16 protein-coding genes and 1 pseudogene are annotated in these 16417 nt (G+C 68.1%); 12 read left to right on the plus strand and 5 right to left on the minus strand.

The genetic code is table 11. The annotated features are described in order from the left end of the window. The first annotated feature begins 58 nt into the window (after nucleotides 1–58). The 6 genes from BLU62_RS20325 (at nucleotide 59) to BLU62_RS20350 (ending at nucleotide 5197) form a co-directional block, all read left to right on the plus strand. Nucleotides 59–694, plus strand: a complete 636-nt coding sequence (locus BLU62_RS20325; RefSeq protein ID WP_074851789.1) for a DUF4178 domain-containing protein — start codon at nucleotides 59–61, stop codon at nucleotides 692–694. A 22-nt stretch (nucleotides 695–716) separates the two neighbouring features. Beyond that, nucleotides 717–1253 (plus strand): DUF2617 family protein, encoded by a 537-nt coding sequence (locus BLU62_RS20330; protein WP_074851791.1) that lies wholly within the window; start codon nucleotides 717–719, stop codon nucleotides 1251–1253. Continuing rightward, a complete protein-coding gene (locus BLU62_RS20335) occupies nucleotides 1250–1789 on the plus strand; it encodes a DUF4247 domain-containing protein (protein ID WP_074851793.1) in 540 nt (179 codons plus the stop codon). The genes BLU62_RS20330 and BLU62_RS20335 overlap by 4 nt, the downstream gene beginning before the upstream one ends. A 69-nt stretch (nucleotides 1790–1858) precedes the next feature. Then, nucleotides 1859–2284 carry a DUF350 domain-containing protein gene (locus tag BLU62_RS20340; protein ID WP_074851794.1) on the plus strand — a complete coding sequence of 142 codons (426 nt, stop codon included), beginning with the start codon at nucleotides 1859–1861 and terminating at the stop codon, nucleotides 2282–2284. Between the two features lie 13 nt (nucleotides 2285–2297). After that, nucleotides 2298–3863: a polyamine aminopropyltransferase gene (locus tag BLU62_RS20345; protein WP_074851795.1), complete on the plus strand. Its 1566-nt coding sequence runs from the start codon at nucleotides 2298–2300 to the stop codon at nucleotides 3861–3863. A gap of 143 nt (nucleotides 3864–4006) precedes the next feature. Then, nucleotides 4007–5197: a sensor histidine kinase gene (locus tag BLU62_RS20350; protein ID WP_074851796.1), complete on the plus strand. Its 1191-nt coding sequence runs from the start codon at nucleotides 4007–4009 to the stop codon at nucleotides 5195–5197. Between the two features lie 19 nt (nucleotides 5198–5216). Here BLU62_RS20350 and BLU62_RS20355 read toward each other — a convergent pair whose 3' ends face one another. Next, nucleotides 5217–6203: an inorganic phosphate transporter gene (locus BLU62_RS20355; RefSeq protein ID WP_084811840.1), complete on the minus strand. Its 987-nt coding sequence runs from the start codon at nucleotides 6201–6203 to the stop codon at nucleotides 5217–5219. Between the two features lie 7 nt (nucleotides 6204–6210). Beyond that, a complete protein-coding gene (locus BLU62_RS20360; protein ID WP_006358077.1) occupies nucleotides 6211–6828 on the minus strand; it encodes a DUF47 domain-containing protein in 618 nt (205 codons plus the stop codon). A gap of 263 nt (nucleotides 6829–7091) precedes the next feature. Here BLU62_RS20360 and BLU62_RS20365 point away from each other — a divergent pair. From BLU62_RS20365 to BLU62_RS20385, 5 genes and pseudogenes are all read left to right on the plus strand, one after another. Continuing rightward, nucleotides 7092–7906 (plus strand): annotated as a pseudogene (locus tag BLU62_RS20365) (LytR/AlgR family response regulator transcription factor). Then, a complete protein-coding gene (locus BLU62_RS20370; RefSeq protein ID WP_074851798.1) occupies nucleotides 7899–8288 on the plus strand; it encodes a DUF485 domain-containing protein in 390 nt (129 codons plus the stop codon). The pseudogene BLU62_RS20365 and the gene BLU62_RS20370 overlap by 8 nt, the downstream one beginning before the upstream one ends. Then, nucleotides 8285–10024, plus strand: a complete 1740-nt coding sequence (locus BLU62_RS20375) for a sodium/solute symporter (protein WP_074851800.1) — start codon at nucleotides 8285–8287, stop codon at nucleotides 10022–10024. The genes BLU62_RS20370 and BLU62_RS20375 overlap by 4 nt, the downstream gene beginning before the upstream one ends. Nucleotides 10025–10195: 171 nt before the next feature. Further along, complete coding sequence (locus BLU62_RS20380) at nucleotides 10196–10555, plus strand: DUF485 domain-containing protein (protein ID WP_074853047.1); 360 nt, start codon at nucleotides 10196–10198, stop codon at nucleotides 10553–10555. Further along, nucleotides 10552–12195 carry a solute symporter family protein gene (locus BLU62_RS20385; RefSeq protein ID WP_074851802.1) on the plus strand — a complete coding sequence of 548 codons (1644 nt, stop codon included), beginning with the start codon at nucleotides 10552–10554 and terminating at the stop codon, nucleotides 12193–12195. The genes BLU62_RS20380 and BLU62_RS20385 overlap by 4 nt, the downstream gene beginning before the upstream one ends. Nucleotides 12196–12291: 96 nt before the next feature. On the opposite strand, the gene BLU62_RS20390 is transcribed toward BLU62_RS20385, so the two are convergent. Continuing rightward, entirely contained in the window at nucleotides 12292–13704 is a 1413-nt protein-coding gene (locus tag BLU62_RS20390; protein ID WP_074851806.1) for an amidase, read from the minus strand. Between the two features lie 18 nt (nucleotides 13705–13722). Next, nucleotides 13723–14337: a TetR/AcrR family transcriptional regulator gene (locus BLU62_RS20395; RefSeq protein WP_074851808.1), complete on the minus strand. Its 615-nt coding sequence runs from the start codon at nucleotides 14335–14337 to the stop codon at nucleotides 13723–13725. Nucleotides 14338–14427: 90 nt separating this feature from the next. On the opposite strand from BLU62_RS20395, the gene BLU62_RS20400 reads away from it, so the two are divergent. Further along, nucleotides 14428–15690, plus strand: a complete 1263-nt coding sequence (locus BLU62_RS20400; RefSeq protein ID WP_074851810.1) for an MFS transporter — start codon at nucleotides 14428–14430, stop codon at nucleotides 15688–15690. Nucleotides 15691–15694: 4 nt separating this feature from the next. Here the strand turns inward: BLU62_RS20400 and BLU62_RS20405 are convergent, their stop codons facing one another. Beyond that, nucleotides 15695–16381: a TetR/AcrR family transcriptional regulator gene (locus BLU62_RS20405; RefSeq protein ID WP_244278273.1), complete on the minus strand. Its 687-nt coding sequence runs from the start codon at nucleotides 16379–16381 to the stop codon at nucleotides 15695–15697. Nucleotides 16382–16417 lie beyond the last annotated feature (36 nt).

Raw genomic sequence — 16417 nt, forward strand, 5'->3', positions numbered from 1 at the left:
CATCCACAGCGCCGACGAGTAGCCTCCGGAGGCCACTCTGTCGACTAGGGTCTGCGGTGTGGAGTTCCTGCTGATCATCGTCGTGGCACTGCTCGCGATCATCGCGGTGGTCGTCATCTTCAACTTCCTGGGCAACCGCAAGGCCCGACAAGCCGAGGCCGACGCCCTGCGCAACCGCACCTACCGGCCCGGCGACCCCTTCTCCTCGGCCGACGACGACTCGGTCTACGGCGACCCGCGCGAGCTCAAGCCCGGCGACCTCGTCGAACTGCGCGGGGAGACGTACGCGGTGCGCGGCACGGTGCGACTGACCCAGGACGGCTACACCTGGACCGAGAACTTCCTCGACACGGGACTCGGCGCCAAGGCGTGGATCTCGGTCGAGGACGATCCCGACCTCGAGGTCGTGCTGTGGCATGAGCTGTCCGGCGTCGTCGCCGAGCCCGGACCCGACACGGTCGAGGTCGAGGGCCGCCGCTATCACTCCGAGGAGGCCGGCAGTGCGCGGTTCACCTCGGCGGGCACCACCGGGGTCGCGACCTCCGGCCGGATGGCCTACCACGACTACCAGGCAGGGGACGACCGGTTGTCCTTCGAAGACTACGGCAGCGGCTGGGAATGCGCGCGCGGCGAGCTCCTCACCCGGGCCGATTACCGGATCTTCCCCAGCAACCCCTCCGACCAGAACATCTGAGCGACGAAGGACTGCGAGACACATGTCAGAACAGCCCGGCGTGGCCGTCGCCCGCCTGCCCGTTGCCTACGCAGACACCGGTGCGGCCCAGCTCGGCTTCTCCCTCGACGCCGCGCTGCAGGAACCCCTGGCCCGGGAAGACGGGAAGATCGACGGCATCACCGTGTCCGTCCGGTTGCTCGGTGCAAGCCATCAGATCGTCGTCGACGACGGCGCGCGGCGCATCTGCGAGACCGTCGCGTGCCTGCCCGACGTGACCTCGGCCCTGCCCGAGAACTTCCAGGAGAGCGGTTACGTCTTCAGCTCCCGGATCGAGAAGGTCACCGAGCACCAGTTGGCCGCGCTCGTCGAACAACTCGGGGTCCGCGTCACCGAACAGATGGCATCGGGCAATCCGAGTGTGATGGGCGTCTTCCCGGGCGATCCCCACGCGGTGACCGCGATCGTCTCCGACTCGTCGGCGGAGGAGATCTCGTGGCACACCTGGCACACCTACCCGCAGGCCGGTGAGGTGGTCATCACGACCAGCGTGATCAACCGCGGGGCCGCGCGAGCATGACCCACCCACCCCCGTCCCCCGACCAGCCGGCGCCCGATCCGCGCCGCCGGCTCAACAGGATCCGCAACATCATCATCGGCGTCATCGTGGTGATCACGATCTTCGCCTTGCTCGGCGCATGCGGTGCCCGGGCCCTGCGCGGCGGCGGGCTGGGCGGTTCGGCCCGCGACTACATCTCGCAGAACTACGAACGCAACACCACGCTCGACGACGGGGACGTGGACGCCTACGTGGCCGAGGGCACCCCCGCCGAGGTGGCCGAGGACATCCGCGACGCCGAGCGCCCCACCGACCAGCGCGCCGGGACGTCGGGAACCGGCAATGTCGCGGGCACCCAGTTCCTCCAGTACCCCGACTATCTGGTCGCTCTGTTTCCCTACGCCGCCAACCAGACCCGCGTGATGCTGAGCCGCGATTACCGATCGGGCTACAACCGGTACCACAACTACGTCGGCGCCTATTGGGTTCCGACGCCGGGATATTCCGGCAGCGGGAGCAGCAACCGCGGCGGCGGCAGTGGAGGTGGCGGCAAATGACTGCCCTCCAGAGTTCTCGCGATCGATCCCCCCAGACCGAAACCACGGCCCGAACCCACGGAGACGACCATGCTCGCTGACCTGACCGAGAACGCCTACGCCGCAGGTGCCTATGCGGGCGTCGGAGTGATCCTGATGATCGTGTCCTTCGCGATCGTCGATCTGCTGACCCCGGGCAAGCTGCGTCAACAGGTCTGGTCCGAACGCAACCGCAATGCCGGAATCCTGGTCGGCGCCAACCTCTTCGCGGTCGCGATCATCGTGACCGCCGCCATCGTGGCCAGCGAGGGCCACCTGCTCGAGGGACTCACCTACACGGTGGTCTACTCGGCGATCGGCCTGGTCGTGATGGGGGTGACCTTCCTGGTCATCGATGCGCTCACCCCCGGCAGACTCGGGGAGATCCTCGTGCAGCCGGAGAGCCATCCGGCGGTGTGGGTGCAGGCCATCGCGCACATCGGGGTGGCCATCATCATCGCCGCCTCCATCCTGTGACTACCCACATCCTGTGACACTCACCGACACCGCGACCGAACCGCTCTCCGCACGACCACGATTCGCGCGGTCCGCCCTGCTGGCCGTGGTGTTCGTCTGCGCCGCCTGCGGTCTGGTGTACGAGCTCGCGCTGGTGTCCCTGGGTTCCTTCCTGATCGGCAACACCGCGACACAGGCATCGATCGTCCTCGCGGTGATGGTGTTCGCGATGGGCGTCGGCTCGCTCGCCGCGAAACCGCTACAGCCCCAGTCGGTCACCGCCTTCGCGGTCATCGAGTTGTTGCTGGCACTGCTGGGCGGCCTGTCGGTGATGGCGCTCTATGCCGCCTTCGCCTACCTGGAGCTCTACACGCCGGCACTCATCGTGGTGGCGTTCGTCCTCGGCGTCCTCATCGGGGCGGAGATCCCGCTGCTGATGGTGCTCCTGCAACGAATCCGCCGCCAGGAGCCGGGTGCCGCGGTCGCGGACATGTTCGCCGTCGACTACATCGGCGCCCTGATCGGCGGCCTCTGCTTCCCGTTCCTGTTGCTCCCGTTGTTCGGTCAGCTCCGCGGGGCCCTCGTCGTCGGGCTCGTCAATGCCGCGGCCGGTTGCTTCCTGGTCTTCGTCATCTTCCGGAAGTCGTTGAGCCGCAGCCACCTCGTCCTGCTGTCCGCCGGGGCGCTGGCGGTGGTCGCGGCGCTCGTCGCCGGCCTGCTGTTGTCGGCCCGGTTCGAGGTGACGGCACGGCAGGCGCTCTACCGCGACCCGATCGTGGCCGCCGCGCGCAGTGCGTACCAGGACATCGTGATCACCGAGAAGTCCACCGGCGCAGGCCCCGACACCCGGCTCTACCTCAACGGCGACCTGCAGTTCTCCTCCGTCGACGAGCACCGCTATCACGAGGCTCTCGTCCATCCGGCGATGTCGGGTGCGCATTCGTCGGTACTCGTCCTCGGCGGTGGCGACGGCCTCGCGCTGCGCGAAGTACTGCGGTACCCCGATGCGCAGGACGTGACCCTCGTCGAACTCGACCCGGAGATGATCCGGCTGGCCCGGACCGATCCTCGCCTGACCTCGCTCAATCAGGGGTCGATGACCGACCGGCGGGCGGAGGTGGTGACCGCCGACGCGTTCAGCTGGCTACGCCAGACCGACCGGCGCTTCGACGTGATCATCGTCGACATGCCGGACCCGGACGACTCGGCCACCGCCAAGCTGTATTCCACCGAGTTCTACGGGCTCGTTCGCGCACACCTCGCCGACGACGGCCGCGTGGTGGTGCAGGCGGGCTCGCCGTACTTCGCACCGAAGTCGTTCTGGTGCATCGCCTCGACCCTGCGCGAGGCCGGCCTGGCCGCGACGCCTTACCACGTCGATGTTCCGGCGTTCGGCGACTGGGGTTTTCACCTCGCCGGCACCGGCGGTCCGATCAACCCGACCGTGAACGCCCCCGGGGCCCTGCGTTTCCTGAGTGCCGAACAGCTGACCGCGGCGACGGTCTTCCCTCTCGACCGCCGGCCACTCGACCTGCCGCCGTCGACCCTGATGGACCCGCGGATCCTGCGTTACGCGCAGGGCGAGTGGGCCACCTACTGAACGCCCTCCTCACAGAAGTCGCATAACGTTGCGCACCGCAACACGATTCGCGACACTCGGCTCAGGACGTTCCGGTTGCCGGTGTCGGACGAAGGCGTCTGAGGCACCCCTGGCGGTTCACCGTGCCAACTAGGGTTGGCGACATGTCGAGCGAAGTCGCGATCGTCGGATCGATCCTGCTGCTGATCATGGTCCTCGGGCTGGTCACGCTGGTCCGGACACGTCGCCAGGTCACCACGCCCACCGAACGTGCGGTGCACATGGCCCTGCACACCGCGTCGCTGGCAGCGCGGTCGCTGCGCACCGGACTGTCGGAGGAGTCCGCACGGGAAGCCCTTCCGCACCTGCGGACGCTGACCTCGGCCGAGGCCGTCGCCCTCTTCGACGACGAGCCGCGCCGACTCGCCCACGACCCGGACGACGACGCGATCTGGGATCCCGACATGCTGCGGGAAGCCGCCAGGGCCGCCGCGTCGGCGAAGGGCGATCAGCGTCGGGTCCTGGTGTCCGATCCGTGCGGGGCGGAGTCACCGGTGCGGGCGCTGGTCGCACAGCCGCTCCTCGCCGGCGACGTCAATGTCGGTGTCCTCGTGGTCGCCACGACCCGCCGTCCGGGTCCGGGCATGCTCGGCGCCGTCGCCGAGGTCGCCCGTTACGTGTCGAGTCAGATCGAACTGGCCGAACTCGACGCCTCGCGCGCCCGACTGGACCGGGCCGAGGTGCTCGCGCTGCGCGCGCAGATCAGCCCGCATTTCATCTACAACGCCCTCAACACGATCGCCTCGTTCGTCCGCACCGACCCCGACCGCGCCCGTGAACTCGTGCTCGACTTCGCCGACTTCACCCGCTACTCGTTCCGCGCGAGCGGCGAATACACGGTCCTGGCAGACGAACTGCGCAACATCGACCGCTACCTGACCCTCGAACGTGCCCGGTTCGGCAACTCACTCGACGTGAAACTCCATGTCGCGCCGGAGGTCCTGAACGTCGTCGTACCGTTCCTGGCGCTGCAGCCGCTCGTGGAGAACGCGGTCCGCCACGGACTGGCGTCGAAGGGCGGTGGCACCATCACGATCACCGCGGCCGACGAGGGGGCCGACTGCGTGATCACGGTCGAGGACGACGGCGTCGGCATGGACCCCGAACTCCTGCGCACCGGCGCGCTCGACGCCCTCGACCACAGCGAGGGCGCCCACGTCGGGCTCACCAACGTCGACCATCGCCTCCGCGCGGCCTTCGGCAACGACTACGGACTGGTGGTCGAGACGGCCGTCGGCGCGGGCACCAAGGTCGGCATCCGGGTGCCGAAGTTCCGGGCCGGCATCCGAGCCTGACCCCGGAGCCTGCGAAGCGCTAGAAGGCCGCCTTCGCCGCCAGGAACGTCACGGCCGCGAACACAGCGGCGGCCGGGAAGGTGGTCACCCAGGCGGCGGCCATGTTCCCTGCGGTACCCCACCGCACGGCGCTCGTGCGCTTGGTCGATCCGACGCCCATGATCGCCGAGGAGATCACGTGGGTGGTCGAGATGGGTGCGCCCAGGCCGGCCGAGGCGACGTAGAGCACCGAAGCGGCCGTCGCTTCGGCGGCGAAGCCCTGCGGCGGGTCCAGTTCGATGATCTTGCGCCCGAGGGTGCGCATGATCCGCATACCGCCCGTGGCGGTGCCGATGGCCAGGACCACGGCCGTCAGCAGGAAGCACCACAGCGGGATCGAATAATCGTCCTGGTAGCCCGCGACGACGAGTGCGAGGACCACGATGCCCATCGTCTTGGCGGCGTCCTGCATACCGTGACCGAAGGCCATCATGGCGGCTGACACCGTCTGCGCATGCCGGAACCGGCGGCCGGTGATCGCCGGCGACGCATTGCGGAAAAGCCACATGATCGCCAGCATCGCCGCCGCGCCCAGCAGGAATCCGGCGAGCGGGGAGAGCACCATCGGCAGCAGGATCTTCTCCACGACGCCGGACCAGAGCACGGTGACCCCGGCGACCAGGGCCGCACCCACCATGCCGCCGATGAGCGCATGCGACGAGGACGACGGGAGGCCGAACCACCACGTGATGAGGTTCCAGGTGATCGCTCCCACGAGGGCACATCCGACGAGCAACAGCGCGTCCGGGCCCGCCTTGAGGTCGATGATGCCCGAGCCGACCGTACTGGCCACCTTGGCACCGAAGAAGGAGCCGATCAGATTGCCGACGGCGGCCATCGCCAGTGCCGCGCGCAGCGTCAGGGCACGGGTCGACACCGAGGTCGCGATCGCATTGGCAGAGTCGTGGAAACCGTTGGTGAACGTGAAGGCCATGGCAAGGCCGATCACCACGAGAAGTGCGAACACAGGTGTGTCACGACTCCTTGAGGACGATGGTCTCGACGATGTTGGCGACCTTCTCGAAGGAATCCGCCGCATCCTCGAGTTCGTCGGCGACGTCCTTGAGCTTCATCACCGTCAGCGCGTCGAGGTGCCCGTCGAACAGGTACGCGAGGAACGTCCGGTACGTGTGATCGGCCCGGTTCTCGAGCGCGTTGATCTCGATCCAGTACCGCTCCAGGTCTTTCATCCCGGCCAGTCGCGGCATCGCGTCGGCGGTGACGCTCGCGGAGGTGTCGAGGATCTCGATCATCTCCCGCAGGTGCTGCGGGAGCTCGGTGACGCCGTAGAGGGCCATGAGGTGGGTCGCCGCCTCGATGTGGTCCATGACGTCGTCGAGGCTCGAACCGAGGACGTAGATGTCGGATCGGTCGAACGGCGTGATGAAGCTCGAGTTGACCGTGCGGAACATCTCGTGCGTGATGCGGTCGCAGTCGTGTTCGAGGTCGACCATCCGGCGCGCGATTCCCTCGAAGTCCGGTTCGGGCTCCAGCAGGCCGGTGAGGGTCTTGGTCCCATCCGCCAGGCACTGGGCCGAGGACGTGAACAATCCGTAGAAGAGATCGTTCTTGGGTTTGAACCGGGAGAACACAGTGACTTTCTTCCTATCTTGCGTCCAACGCATCGAGGCGACGCTGGGCAGCGACTTCCTCGGTGAGTCCGTCTGACGTCGGGATGGCCGTGGACAGGGTAGCGAGACCGCTCGGCGGCCCACCCGGCCGACCGGACTTTTTCCGAATTCTCGCGAATCGGGTGTCACACGCTGCGGGCTGTTCCGATCTGTGACGCGGCCCACGCGGTACGATCCTCGTGTCCGTCGTCGCGCGTCAGGCGCAGTCAGTCGGGAGGTGATGGATGTCCGGGCTGGTGGTGCTCGCGGTCGACGACGAACCCCCTGCTCTCGACGAGCTCCGATACCTCCTCGACCGGCAGGAGGACGTCGCCGAGGTGCACGCGGCGACCGACGCGACCGGCGCGCTGCGCGAGCTCAACTCCGGCCGGATCGGCGCGATCTTCCTCGACATCAACATGCCGGGCCTCTCGGGGCTCGAGCTCGCCGGCGTCCTCGCCAGGTACGCGCAACCACCGGCGATCGTGTTCGTCACCGCGCACGAGGACAAGGCGGTCCGCGCTTTCGAGGTCGGGGCCGTCGACTATCTGCTGAAACCGCTGCGCGAGGAGCGGCTCACCCAGGCGATCGGACGCGTCCGCGCCGTCCTCGACGCCCGCACGAAGCCCGCCGAGAAGGCTCCTACCCCGCGCAGGGCGATCCCCGCACTCCCTCCGACGACGTGATCCCGGTCGAGATGAGCGGGGTGACCTCGTTGGTCCGTCGCGAGTCGATCTCGTGGGTCGAAGCCGTCGGCGACTATGCCCGGTTGCACGCCGAATCGGGCGCCCACCTGGTCCGGATACCGCTCTCGACCCTCGAGTCGCGCTGGCAGGAAAAGGGATTCGCCCGTGTTCACCGTTCCTATCTGGTGGCCTTGCCGATGGTGACCGGCCTACGGGCCACCGGGGGCGGGACCGTCGTCAGCATCCGCGCGAACGGGGCGTCGGAAGCGGTGGAACTGCCCGTCAGCCGACGCCAGGTCCGTGAACTGAAGGACCGGCTCGTCCGAGACCCGCTGCGCCAGTATCGTTCCCCCGCCGTCCGCGACGATGCCTGAGAACCCGCCGCAGCGCGAACGGGTCGTCCTGGCGTCACGACGCGGCGCGCGGATGGTCCGCACCCGGGTGGAGGTCCAGGAACAGACCGAGGTCGGTGACGCGCTGGTGCGCGGCCTGATGCGAGCCCAGCTCGGGCTGGCGCTGCGCCTCGGCGGGAGCCTGCTGGTCGTCGTGGTGGCCATTCCCCTGCTCGCCGTGCTGTTCCCGAGCGTGGCCGAGACGACCGTCTTCGGTATCCGGATCACATGGATCGTCCTCGGACTCCTCGCCTACCCCGTCCTGTACCTGACCGGGCTCCTGTTCGTGAGACTCGCCGAGAACGCCGAGCGCGACTTCATGAAACTCGTCGACGACGACCCCGGCGAACCGGGCGGCCCATGACCGGGACCGACGTACTGACCGCCGTGGGACTGTTCGCCGCGGCGATCGCCACGATCGCCGTCGGCGCCTGGGGCGGACGGTTCTCGCGCACCACGTCGGATTTCCTGGTGGCCTCGCGCACCGTCGGCTCACGGTGGAATGCCGCCGCGGTGTCCGGCGAATACCTCTCGGCGGCATCGTTTCTCGGCGTGGCCGGGCTCGTCGCGAAGTACGGCGCCGACGCCCTCTGGTACCCGGTGGGTTTCACCGCAGGCTATCTCGGCCTCCTGTTGTTCGTCGCGGCGCCGCTGCGTCGTTCCGGCGCCTACACCGTGCCCGACTTCGCCGAGTTCCGGCTCGCCTCCGCCACCGTGCGCAAGACCGCGATGGTGGTCGTGGTCGTGGTCTGCGTGCTGTACCTCATCCCCCAGTTCCAGGGCGCGGGACTCACTCTCAACATCCTGTTGGGCGCCCCGGTGTGGACCGGCGCGGTCGGCGTCGGGCTCATCGTGATCGTCAACGTCGTCGGTGGCGGGATGCGGTCGATCACCTTCGTGCAGGCATTCCAGTACTGGCTCAAGCTGACCGCCATCGCGATTCCCGCCCTGGTGCTGATCGGGGTGTTCGCCAACGATCCGACGCACGTGGGCGAACCGGCGCCGCCGCGGGTCACGACGGCCACCACCGTCGACGTCACCACCGACGTGTCGGTCACCGTCGCCGAGACCAAAGGCGTGCGCGTCACCGGCACGCTCGACGGAGCCGCTGTCGTCGACGCCCCGATCCCGGCCCCCGGCGGTCACGTCATCTCCGCCGACTCCGTCATCTACCTCGACGCCGGTGCCGCCACGCCGGTGGTCGCGGGAGCCCCGGTGCACGGGTCCGACTGGGTCACGCCCGGCGGCGGCTTCGGCGGTCGCCATCCGCTGTTCCAGGTGCTCTCACTGATCCTGGCCACCTTTCTCGGCGTGATGGGGCTGCCGCACGTCCTGGTGCGCTTCTACACGAACCCCGATGGCCGATCGGCACGTCGGACGGCGCTCGCGGCGATCGCCCTGCTGTCACTGTTCTATCTGTTCCCCGTCCTGCTCGGCGTGTTCGCGCGGCTCTACGTGCCCGAACTGCTCATCACCGGGACCTCCGACGCCGCGGTCCTTCTTCTTCCGAGCGCGGCCATCGGCGGCCTGGCCGGTCAGATCCTCGCGGCCCTGGTGGCAGCCGGTGCCATCGCGGCATTCCTCGCCACGTCGTCGGGTCTGCTCGTATCGGTGGCCGGGGCCCTGGCGACGGACGTCTTCCGCGGGCGTGTCCGCGACTTCCGCATGGCCGCGGTCATCGGCGGCGCCATCCCGATCGCACTGTCGCTGGCGGCGGGATCGCTGGAACTGTCCCGGACCGTCGGACTGGTGTTCGCGGTCGCCGCGTCGACGCTGTGCCCGCTGCTCGTGCTGGGGATCTGGTGGCGCGGCCTCACCGCGACCGGCGCGATCGCCGGTCTGATCGTCGGCGGGGTGTCGTCGGGTTCGGCGGCGTCGCTCGCCATCGCCGGCGTGATCGACGACGACGTCCTCGGCGGCTGGCCTGCCGCCCTCGTCGGCTATCCGGGCGCGGTCACCGTGCCGGTCGCCTTCGGCACGATGGTGCTGGTCAGCCTCGCAACCCGACGACGGTTGCCCGGCGACCTCGCCCGCACCTTCGCGCGAATGCACGTTCCCGAACGCGTCGGGATGGGCGTCGATCGTCTGCCCGACGCCTGACCGTTCACCGTTCGTCGGATCTGATCGACCGCCCGTCGCACAGACGGCGACCTTCGGCGTGTGACCCACGCCACCTGATTGCGGTGTGATCTGGGCCTCAACAAGGCTGTTCCCCGAAGAGCCATCACAGTGGGGTTCCGCCACCGCGGCCCCATCACCTTGGAGGACAGCGTGTCGAACATCGACCAACCAGCAGCGGCACCACCGCATGCGCCGACGGGCGAGCAATTCATCGAAATGCAGAACAGCCCGCAGTTCCAGGAACTGAAGACGCGGCTGCGCAAGTTCATCTTCCCGATGACCGCGTTCTTCCTGATCTGGTACGCGCTCTACGTGCTGCTCGGCGCGTTCGCGCATGACTTCATGTCGATCCAGGTCTGGGGCAACATCAACCTCGGCCTGATCCTCGGCCTGCTGCAGTTCGTGACCACGTTCGTCATCACCGGTCTCTACGTGCGCTTCGCGAACCGCGAACTCGACCCGCGCGCCGAGGCCATCCGCAACGAGATGGAAGGCGGTCCGTCGCTGTGAACACCTCCGTCCACACCACCACGCTCGCCGCCACCGTCGGCAGCCCGGCCGCCAACATCGCGATCTTCGCCGCGTTCGTGGCGGTCACGATGTACATCGTCATCCGGGCGAGCAAGAACAACAACTCCGCCGCGGACTTCTTCACCGGCGGCCGCGGCTTCTCCGGGCCGCAGAACGGTATCGCCATCGCCGGCGACTACCTGTCGGCGGCCAGCTTCCTCGGTATCGCCGGTGCCATCGCGGTCTACGGCTACGACGGCTTCCTGTACTCGATCGGCTTCCTCGTCGCCTGGCTCGTGGCCCTGCTGCTCGTCGCCGAATTGCTGCGCAACACAGGCAAGTTCACGATGGCCGACGTTCTCAGCTTCCGCCTGAAGCAGCGACCGGTCCGTCTCGCCGCCGCCATCTCGACCCTCGCGGTCTCGCTGTTCTACCTGCTGGCCCAGATGGCCGGCGCCGGCGGCCTCGTGGCCCTGCTCCTCGACATCGAGGGCCGCGTGGGCCAGTCGATCGTGATCGCCGTGGTCGGCGCACTGATGATCGTCTACGTCCTCATCGGCGGCATGAAGGGCACCACCTGGGTGCAGATCATCAAGGCGGTGCTGCTCATCAGCGGCGCGGCGGTCATGACCTTCATCGTGCTCGCCAAGTTCGGCATGAACCTGTCGTCGATCCTCGGCGCCGCGCAGGACGCCATCAGCAGCTCGAGCAGCGAAAAGGTCGCCTCCCGTGACGTTCTCGCTCCCGGCGCACAGTACGGCGGTTCGCTGGAGTCCAAGATCAACTTCCTCTCGCTGGCCATCGCGCTGGTCCTCGGCACCGCGGGCCTGCCGCACGTGCTGATGCGCTTCTACACCGTGCCGACCGCGAAAGAGGCTCGTAAGTCGGTGGTCTGGGCGATCGCACTCATCGGCGCCTTCTACCTCTTCACCTTGGTTCTCGGTTACGGCGCAGCCGCTCTGGTCGGTCCGGACAAGATCCTCGCCGCCGCCGGCGGACAGAACGCGGCGGCACCGCTGCTGGCGTTCGAGATCGGCGGCGTGGTGCTCCTGGGCATCATCTCGGCGGTCGCCTTCGCCACGATCCTCGCCGTCGTCGCCGGCCTGGCGATCACCGCATCGGCGTCCTTCGCCCACGACATCTATGCGTCGGTCATCAAGCGCAACAAGGTGAGTGAGGACGATCAGGTCCGCGTCTCGCGCTACACCGTCGTCGTGCTCGGCGTGCTCGGCATCGTCCTCGGCATCCTCGCCAACGGTCAGAACATCGCCTTCCTGGTGGCACTGGCCTTCGCCATCGCCGCGGCGGCGAACCTGCCGACGATCGTGTACTCGCTCTACTGGAAGCGGTTCAACACCCGCGGTGCCCTGTGGAGCATGTACGGCGGCCTGATCTCCACGATCGTGCTGATCATCTTCTCGCCGGCCGTCTCCGGGTCGTCGACCGCGATGATCCCCGGCGCCGACTTCGCCTGGTTCCCGCTGGCCAACCCCGGCATCGTCTCCATCCCGCTGGCCTTCGTCCTCGGCATCGTCGGCACCCTGACGAGCCCGTCCGACAACGGAACACCGGAACGCAACGCGGAGATGGAGGTCCGCTCCCTCACCGGCATCGGCGCGGAGAAGGCAGTGCAGCACTAGCCTTCTCGGCAAACCCACCCCTTTTCGGCAGAATCACCACCCTCCGAGGTGGTGATTTTGCCGAAAAGGGGTGGGTTTGTCAGCGGAGGGCTTCGGTCAGGCGTCCTGGATCCGCGCGAACGGCCGGGCCGCCTCGAGCTCGAACGCCAACTCCAGCAGCGTCCGCTCGTCACCCAGATCCGCGGAAAACTGGATGCCGACGGGCAGCCCCGACTTCGACTGTCCCAGCGGCAGACTGATGGCCGGTGTGCCGGACGTGTTGTTGGCGGGCGTGAACGCGACGTACCGGGTCAGCCGATCCATCGCCTCGGCGAAATCGATGCCCGGATCGAGGTATCCGATCTCCGGGGGCAGGTGCGCGAGTGTCGGCGACAGGATCACGTCGAACTGGTCGTGGAGTGAGCGGAACGCGGCGGTGGAACGCCGGAGTCCGCGGATCGACGACGGCATGCGGTAGAAGTGGCGCAGGGCGTTCCGCGACAGGCCGCGGGTGAACGAGTCCAGCTTCTTTCGATCGAAACCCTTGTCGTGCAGGCGCTTACCAGTTCGATCCAGAGCAAAGGCCAGCAACGACCAGTAGTCGATGAACTGCCGGATGTACGCACGATCGACCGGCAGCGGCACCATTTCCGTTCGGTGGCCGAGGGATTCGACGAGTTCGGCGACCTCGGTGACACACCGCTGGGTGTCGCGGTCGAGCAGTTGCCCGGTGATCGGTTCGGTGATCAGCGCGATCCGCAGACGCTTGGCGCCGGGCCCCTCGACGAGGCCGACCGGCGGCAGGCCGGGCGCGGGGCGGAACCCCTGGGTGTCGTCGAGGAATCGTGCGGTGTCACGCACCGAGCGGCTCACGATCCCGTTGCACACCAGGTCGATCGGGGCATCCTCGGTCTGCTTCGCCGGCGCGGTACGACCGCGGGTCGGCTTGAGCCCCACCAGACCGCATGCCGCAGCGGGGATCCGGATGGATCCGCCACCGTCGTTGGCATGCGCGATCGGTAGCGCGCCCGCCGCCACGAGCGCCGCCGACCCGCCGGAGGAGCCGCCGGCGGAGAAGTCGGTGTCCCACGGGTTGCGTGTCGGCTCGCGATCGACGTACTCGGTCGTCGCGGTCAGCCCGAAGGCCGGCATGTTCGACGCCCCGACGAAGTTGACCCCCGTCGCCAGGAACTGGTTGGTGAACGCCTCGTTCGCCGCAGCCGGGTTCGGGGCCACCGCAGCCGAACCGTGACAGGTGGGCAGACCCGCGAAGTCGGTGTTGTTCTTGATGATCGACGGCACCCCGGCGAACGATCCCAGCGGGAAGTCGTTGTCCACGGAGCGTTTCCGTGCTCGTTCGCGATCGTCGAAGGCGATCGCGTTCAGCTGCGGATTGACGGCGTCGATGCGTGCGAGGGCCGCTTCGACCGCCTCGGCCGCCGAGATCTCCCGGGCGGCGATGGCGGCAGCGATGCCGACGGCGTCGCGGTCACCGAGTGCGTCGTCGTTGAACGCGTGAACCTTCTTCATGCCCGGACCCTATCCCCCTCAGGCAGGTCCCCGGGGCGAGAACATCGAGACGACATCGTCGATCAACTCGGCGACATACTCGTCGTCGACGGCGAGCCCGAACACCGCGTGGTGGTACAGCGGTGCGATCACATGATCGAGGAGCTGCCGTACCGACGGCGCCGACTCCCCGCGCTCGCGGGCCCGCGCGATCATCTCCTCCGCCTGCTCGCGGCGGATCTCCCAGCACGGACACACCTCGACGACGCCGTCACGTGCCGCGACCATCGCACGCAGGTAGGCGCGACGCTTCGGCCTGCCGATGTCGGCGGCGATCACCCGTGCCCACTCCGCGACGTCGTCGCGCAGCACCCCGGTGTCGGGCAGCGGCTCGCCCTGGGTCAGCGCGGCCACCGCCACCTCGCCCAGGAGGACGTCGATCGATCCCCACCTGCGATAGATGCTGGTCGGGTTCACACCGGCGAGGTCGGCGACCTCCGGGATCGTCATCGTCTCGCGCCGACCCGCACCCACCAGCTGGCCGACCGCGGCGTACACCGCCGACTGCACCCGCGCGCTCCGACCACCGGGCCGCTTCGCGCGGGGAGCCGCCTCCGCGGAATCCGTCCGCGACGTTGCGCTTCCCATAGCCATGCGGCCATTATTGCAAAACTGATTGCTTTTGGGGTCGGACCGGGACTACCGTCATCGTTAATGCAACTCAGTTTGCGTTAAGGAGACGACATGGCACCGCTACATCCCCACCGCGCGTTCTGGCTGATCGCGGCCACCTACGTGATGGTCCTCTTCGCCTCCGCCGCGCCATCGCCGCTGTACCCGATCTACCAGGAACTCTGGGGGTTCTCGGCACTGACGTTGACCCTGGTCTTCGCGGTCTACGTGGTAACGATGCTGGTGAGTCTCCTGACGGTCGGGTCACTGTCCGACCACATCGGCCGACGCCCGGTGCTCGCGGTCGCGCTCGTGTTGCTGATCGCCAGCATGGTGCTGTTCGTCGTGGCCCAGGACGTGGGTACGCTCCTCGCCGCCCGCGCACTGCAGGGCCTGGCCACCGGCGCCGCGATGGGCACCTTGACCGCGACCACCGTCGATCTCCAGCCCACCGCGCGACTCGGTTCGACGATCATCGGCGCCGCACCGGCATTCGGGCTCGCCACCGGTGTCGGTGTCGCGGGCCTGCTCGTCGAATACGCGCCCGCGCCCCGAATCCTGGTCTACGAGATCATCCTCGGTCTCTTCGCCGTTCTCCTCGCCGCGCTGCTCGCAGTTCCCGAGACCCGCGAGCGCGTGGGTTTCACCTCACGCCGCCACCTCGCGATCACCCTTGCCCCGCAGGTCCGCGTGCCGCGCGGCGTCCGCCCCGTGTTCTTCGCCGCGGTGCCCACTCTCATCGCCACCTGGTCCCTCGGCGGTCTGTATCTGTCGCTCGGATCATCCGTCGTCGCACGGGTCTTCGGTGTCACCAACCACGGCGAGGCCGGGCTCATCCTGTTCACGTTCTTCGCGTGCGCGACGATCACGTCGCTGTTCATCACGGGACGACCCGCGACCGTCAAGCAGGCCTTCGGCTACCCGACCCTCGCTGCGGGCGTGCTGATCTCGTTGTCCGGTGTGCTGACCGAGGCCCTGCCGCTCTACATCCTCGGTTCGATCGTGGCCGGTTCCGGATGGGCGGCGACCTTCCTCAGCGCGATGGACAACATCACCGCCGCGACGCCACCCGCCCAGCGCGGACAGGTCTTCTCGTCGGTGTTCGTCGCGAGTTACCTGGCGTTCAGCGTGCCGGCGGTGATCGCGGGAGTCGTCGTGTCCCACATCGGTCTTCGCGCGACCGTCATCGGCTATGTCGGCTACGTCCTCGCCGTCGCCGTGTTCGGCGCCGTACTCGCGGTCGCCATGCGACGGGCGGCGGTCAGAGCCGAAACCACCACGGCCGCAGTCGACGAGATCGCAACACCGCAACCGGTTCCGGCCGGCGAATCCTGACTGCCTAGTCCCGGCCCCGCGAACCGACCATCCGGGTGGCCAGCTGCGCGTAGAACTCCCCCATCGCCTCGGGCGGGAGCGAGTTCTCGGCGCGATACCACCGCGCGACGTCGATACCCATCGACAGCATGGCGTTGGTGGTCGCCTGCGAGTCGGTGACGTCGAAGTCGCCGTTCTCGATGCCCGCATCGACGATCGCCCGCACCCGCCGGGTGATCGCCCGACGCAGCTCCATCACCGTCTCGAGATGTTCGGGTGCGAGGGACGCGAGTTCGTAGTTCACGACACGAGCGCGAACGTGCTCACGCGCGTGATGCTCGGTGAACGCGCCGATGACGGTCTCCAGCCGCTCGCCCGGCGGCGACGACGGATCATCGACCTCGTCGATCATGCCCATGATGCGTCGATGCCCGGCATCGGAGAGCTCGAAGAGGAGCTCCTCCTTGGACCGGAAGTGCACATAGACCGCCGCCGAACTCATCTGCGCCCCGTTGGCGATGTCGCGGGTCGTCGTGGCGTTGAAGCCCTTCGCGGCGAACGCCTCGACCGCGGCGAGCAGCAGCCGCTCCCGGGCCGCGACCGGCTGTACCCGGGTCGTCGGTTCGGTTGACGAGACCACGTTCACCCCCAAGAAACACTCGGCGACCAGGCACCTAACCTGCCGATTGACACCGCCCTCGCGGCGCGGCATAGTGCAACATATCACTAAGCAAGCGCTTAGTCAGCG

Source organism: Gordonia westfalica, from assembly GCF_900105725.1.
Taxonomy (GTDB): domain Bacteria; phylum Actinomycetota; class Actinomycetes; order Mycobacteriales; family Mycobacteriaceae; genus Gordonia; species Gordonia westfalica.

Coding starts and splice junctions, on each gene's coding strand:
- BLU62_RS20330 (WP_074851791.1), top strand. CDS start 717: ATGTCAGAACAGCCCGGCGTGGCCGTCGCCCGCCTGCCCGTTGCCTAC.
- BLU62_RS20335 (WP_074851793.1), top strand. CDS start 1,250: ATGACCCACCCACCCCCGTCCCCCGACCAGCCGGCGCCCGATCCGCGC.
- BLU62_RS20340 (WP_074851794.1), top strand. CDS start 1,859: ATGCTCGCTGACCTGACCGAGAACGCCTACGCCGCAGGTGCCTATGCG.
- BLU62_RS20350 (WP_074851796.1), top strand. CDS start 4,007: ATGTCGAGCGAAGTCGCGATCGTCGGATCGATCCTGCTGCTGATCATG.
- BLU62_RS20370 (WP_074851798.1), top strand. CDS start 7,899: ATGCCTGAGAACCCGCCGCAGCGCGAACGGGTCGTCCTGGCGTCACGA.
- BLU62_RS20375 (WP_074851800.1), top strand. CDS start 8,285: ATGACCGGGACCGACGTACTGACCGCCGTGGGACTGTTCGCCGCGGCG.
- BLU62_RS20390 (WP_074851806.1), bottom strand. CDS start 13,704: ATGAAGAAGGTTCACGCGTTCAACGACGACGCACTCGGTGACCGCGAC.
- BLU62_RS20395 (WP_074851808.1), bottom strand. CDS start 14,337: ATGGCTATGGGAAGCGCAACGTCGCGGACGGATTCCGCGGAGGCGGCT.
- BLU62_RS20400 (WP_074851810.1), top strand. CDS start 14,428: ATGGCACCGCTACATCCCCACCGCGCGTTCTGGCTGATCGCGGCCACC.
- BLU62_RS20405 (WP_244278273.1), bottom strand. CDS start 16,381: ATGCCGCGCCGCGAGGGCGGTGTCAATCGGCAGGTTAGGTGCCTGGTC.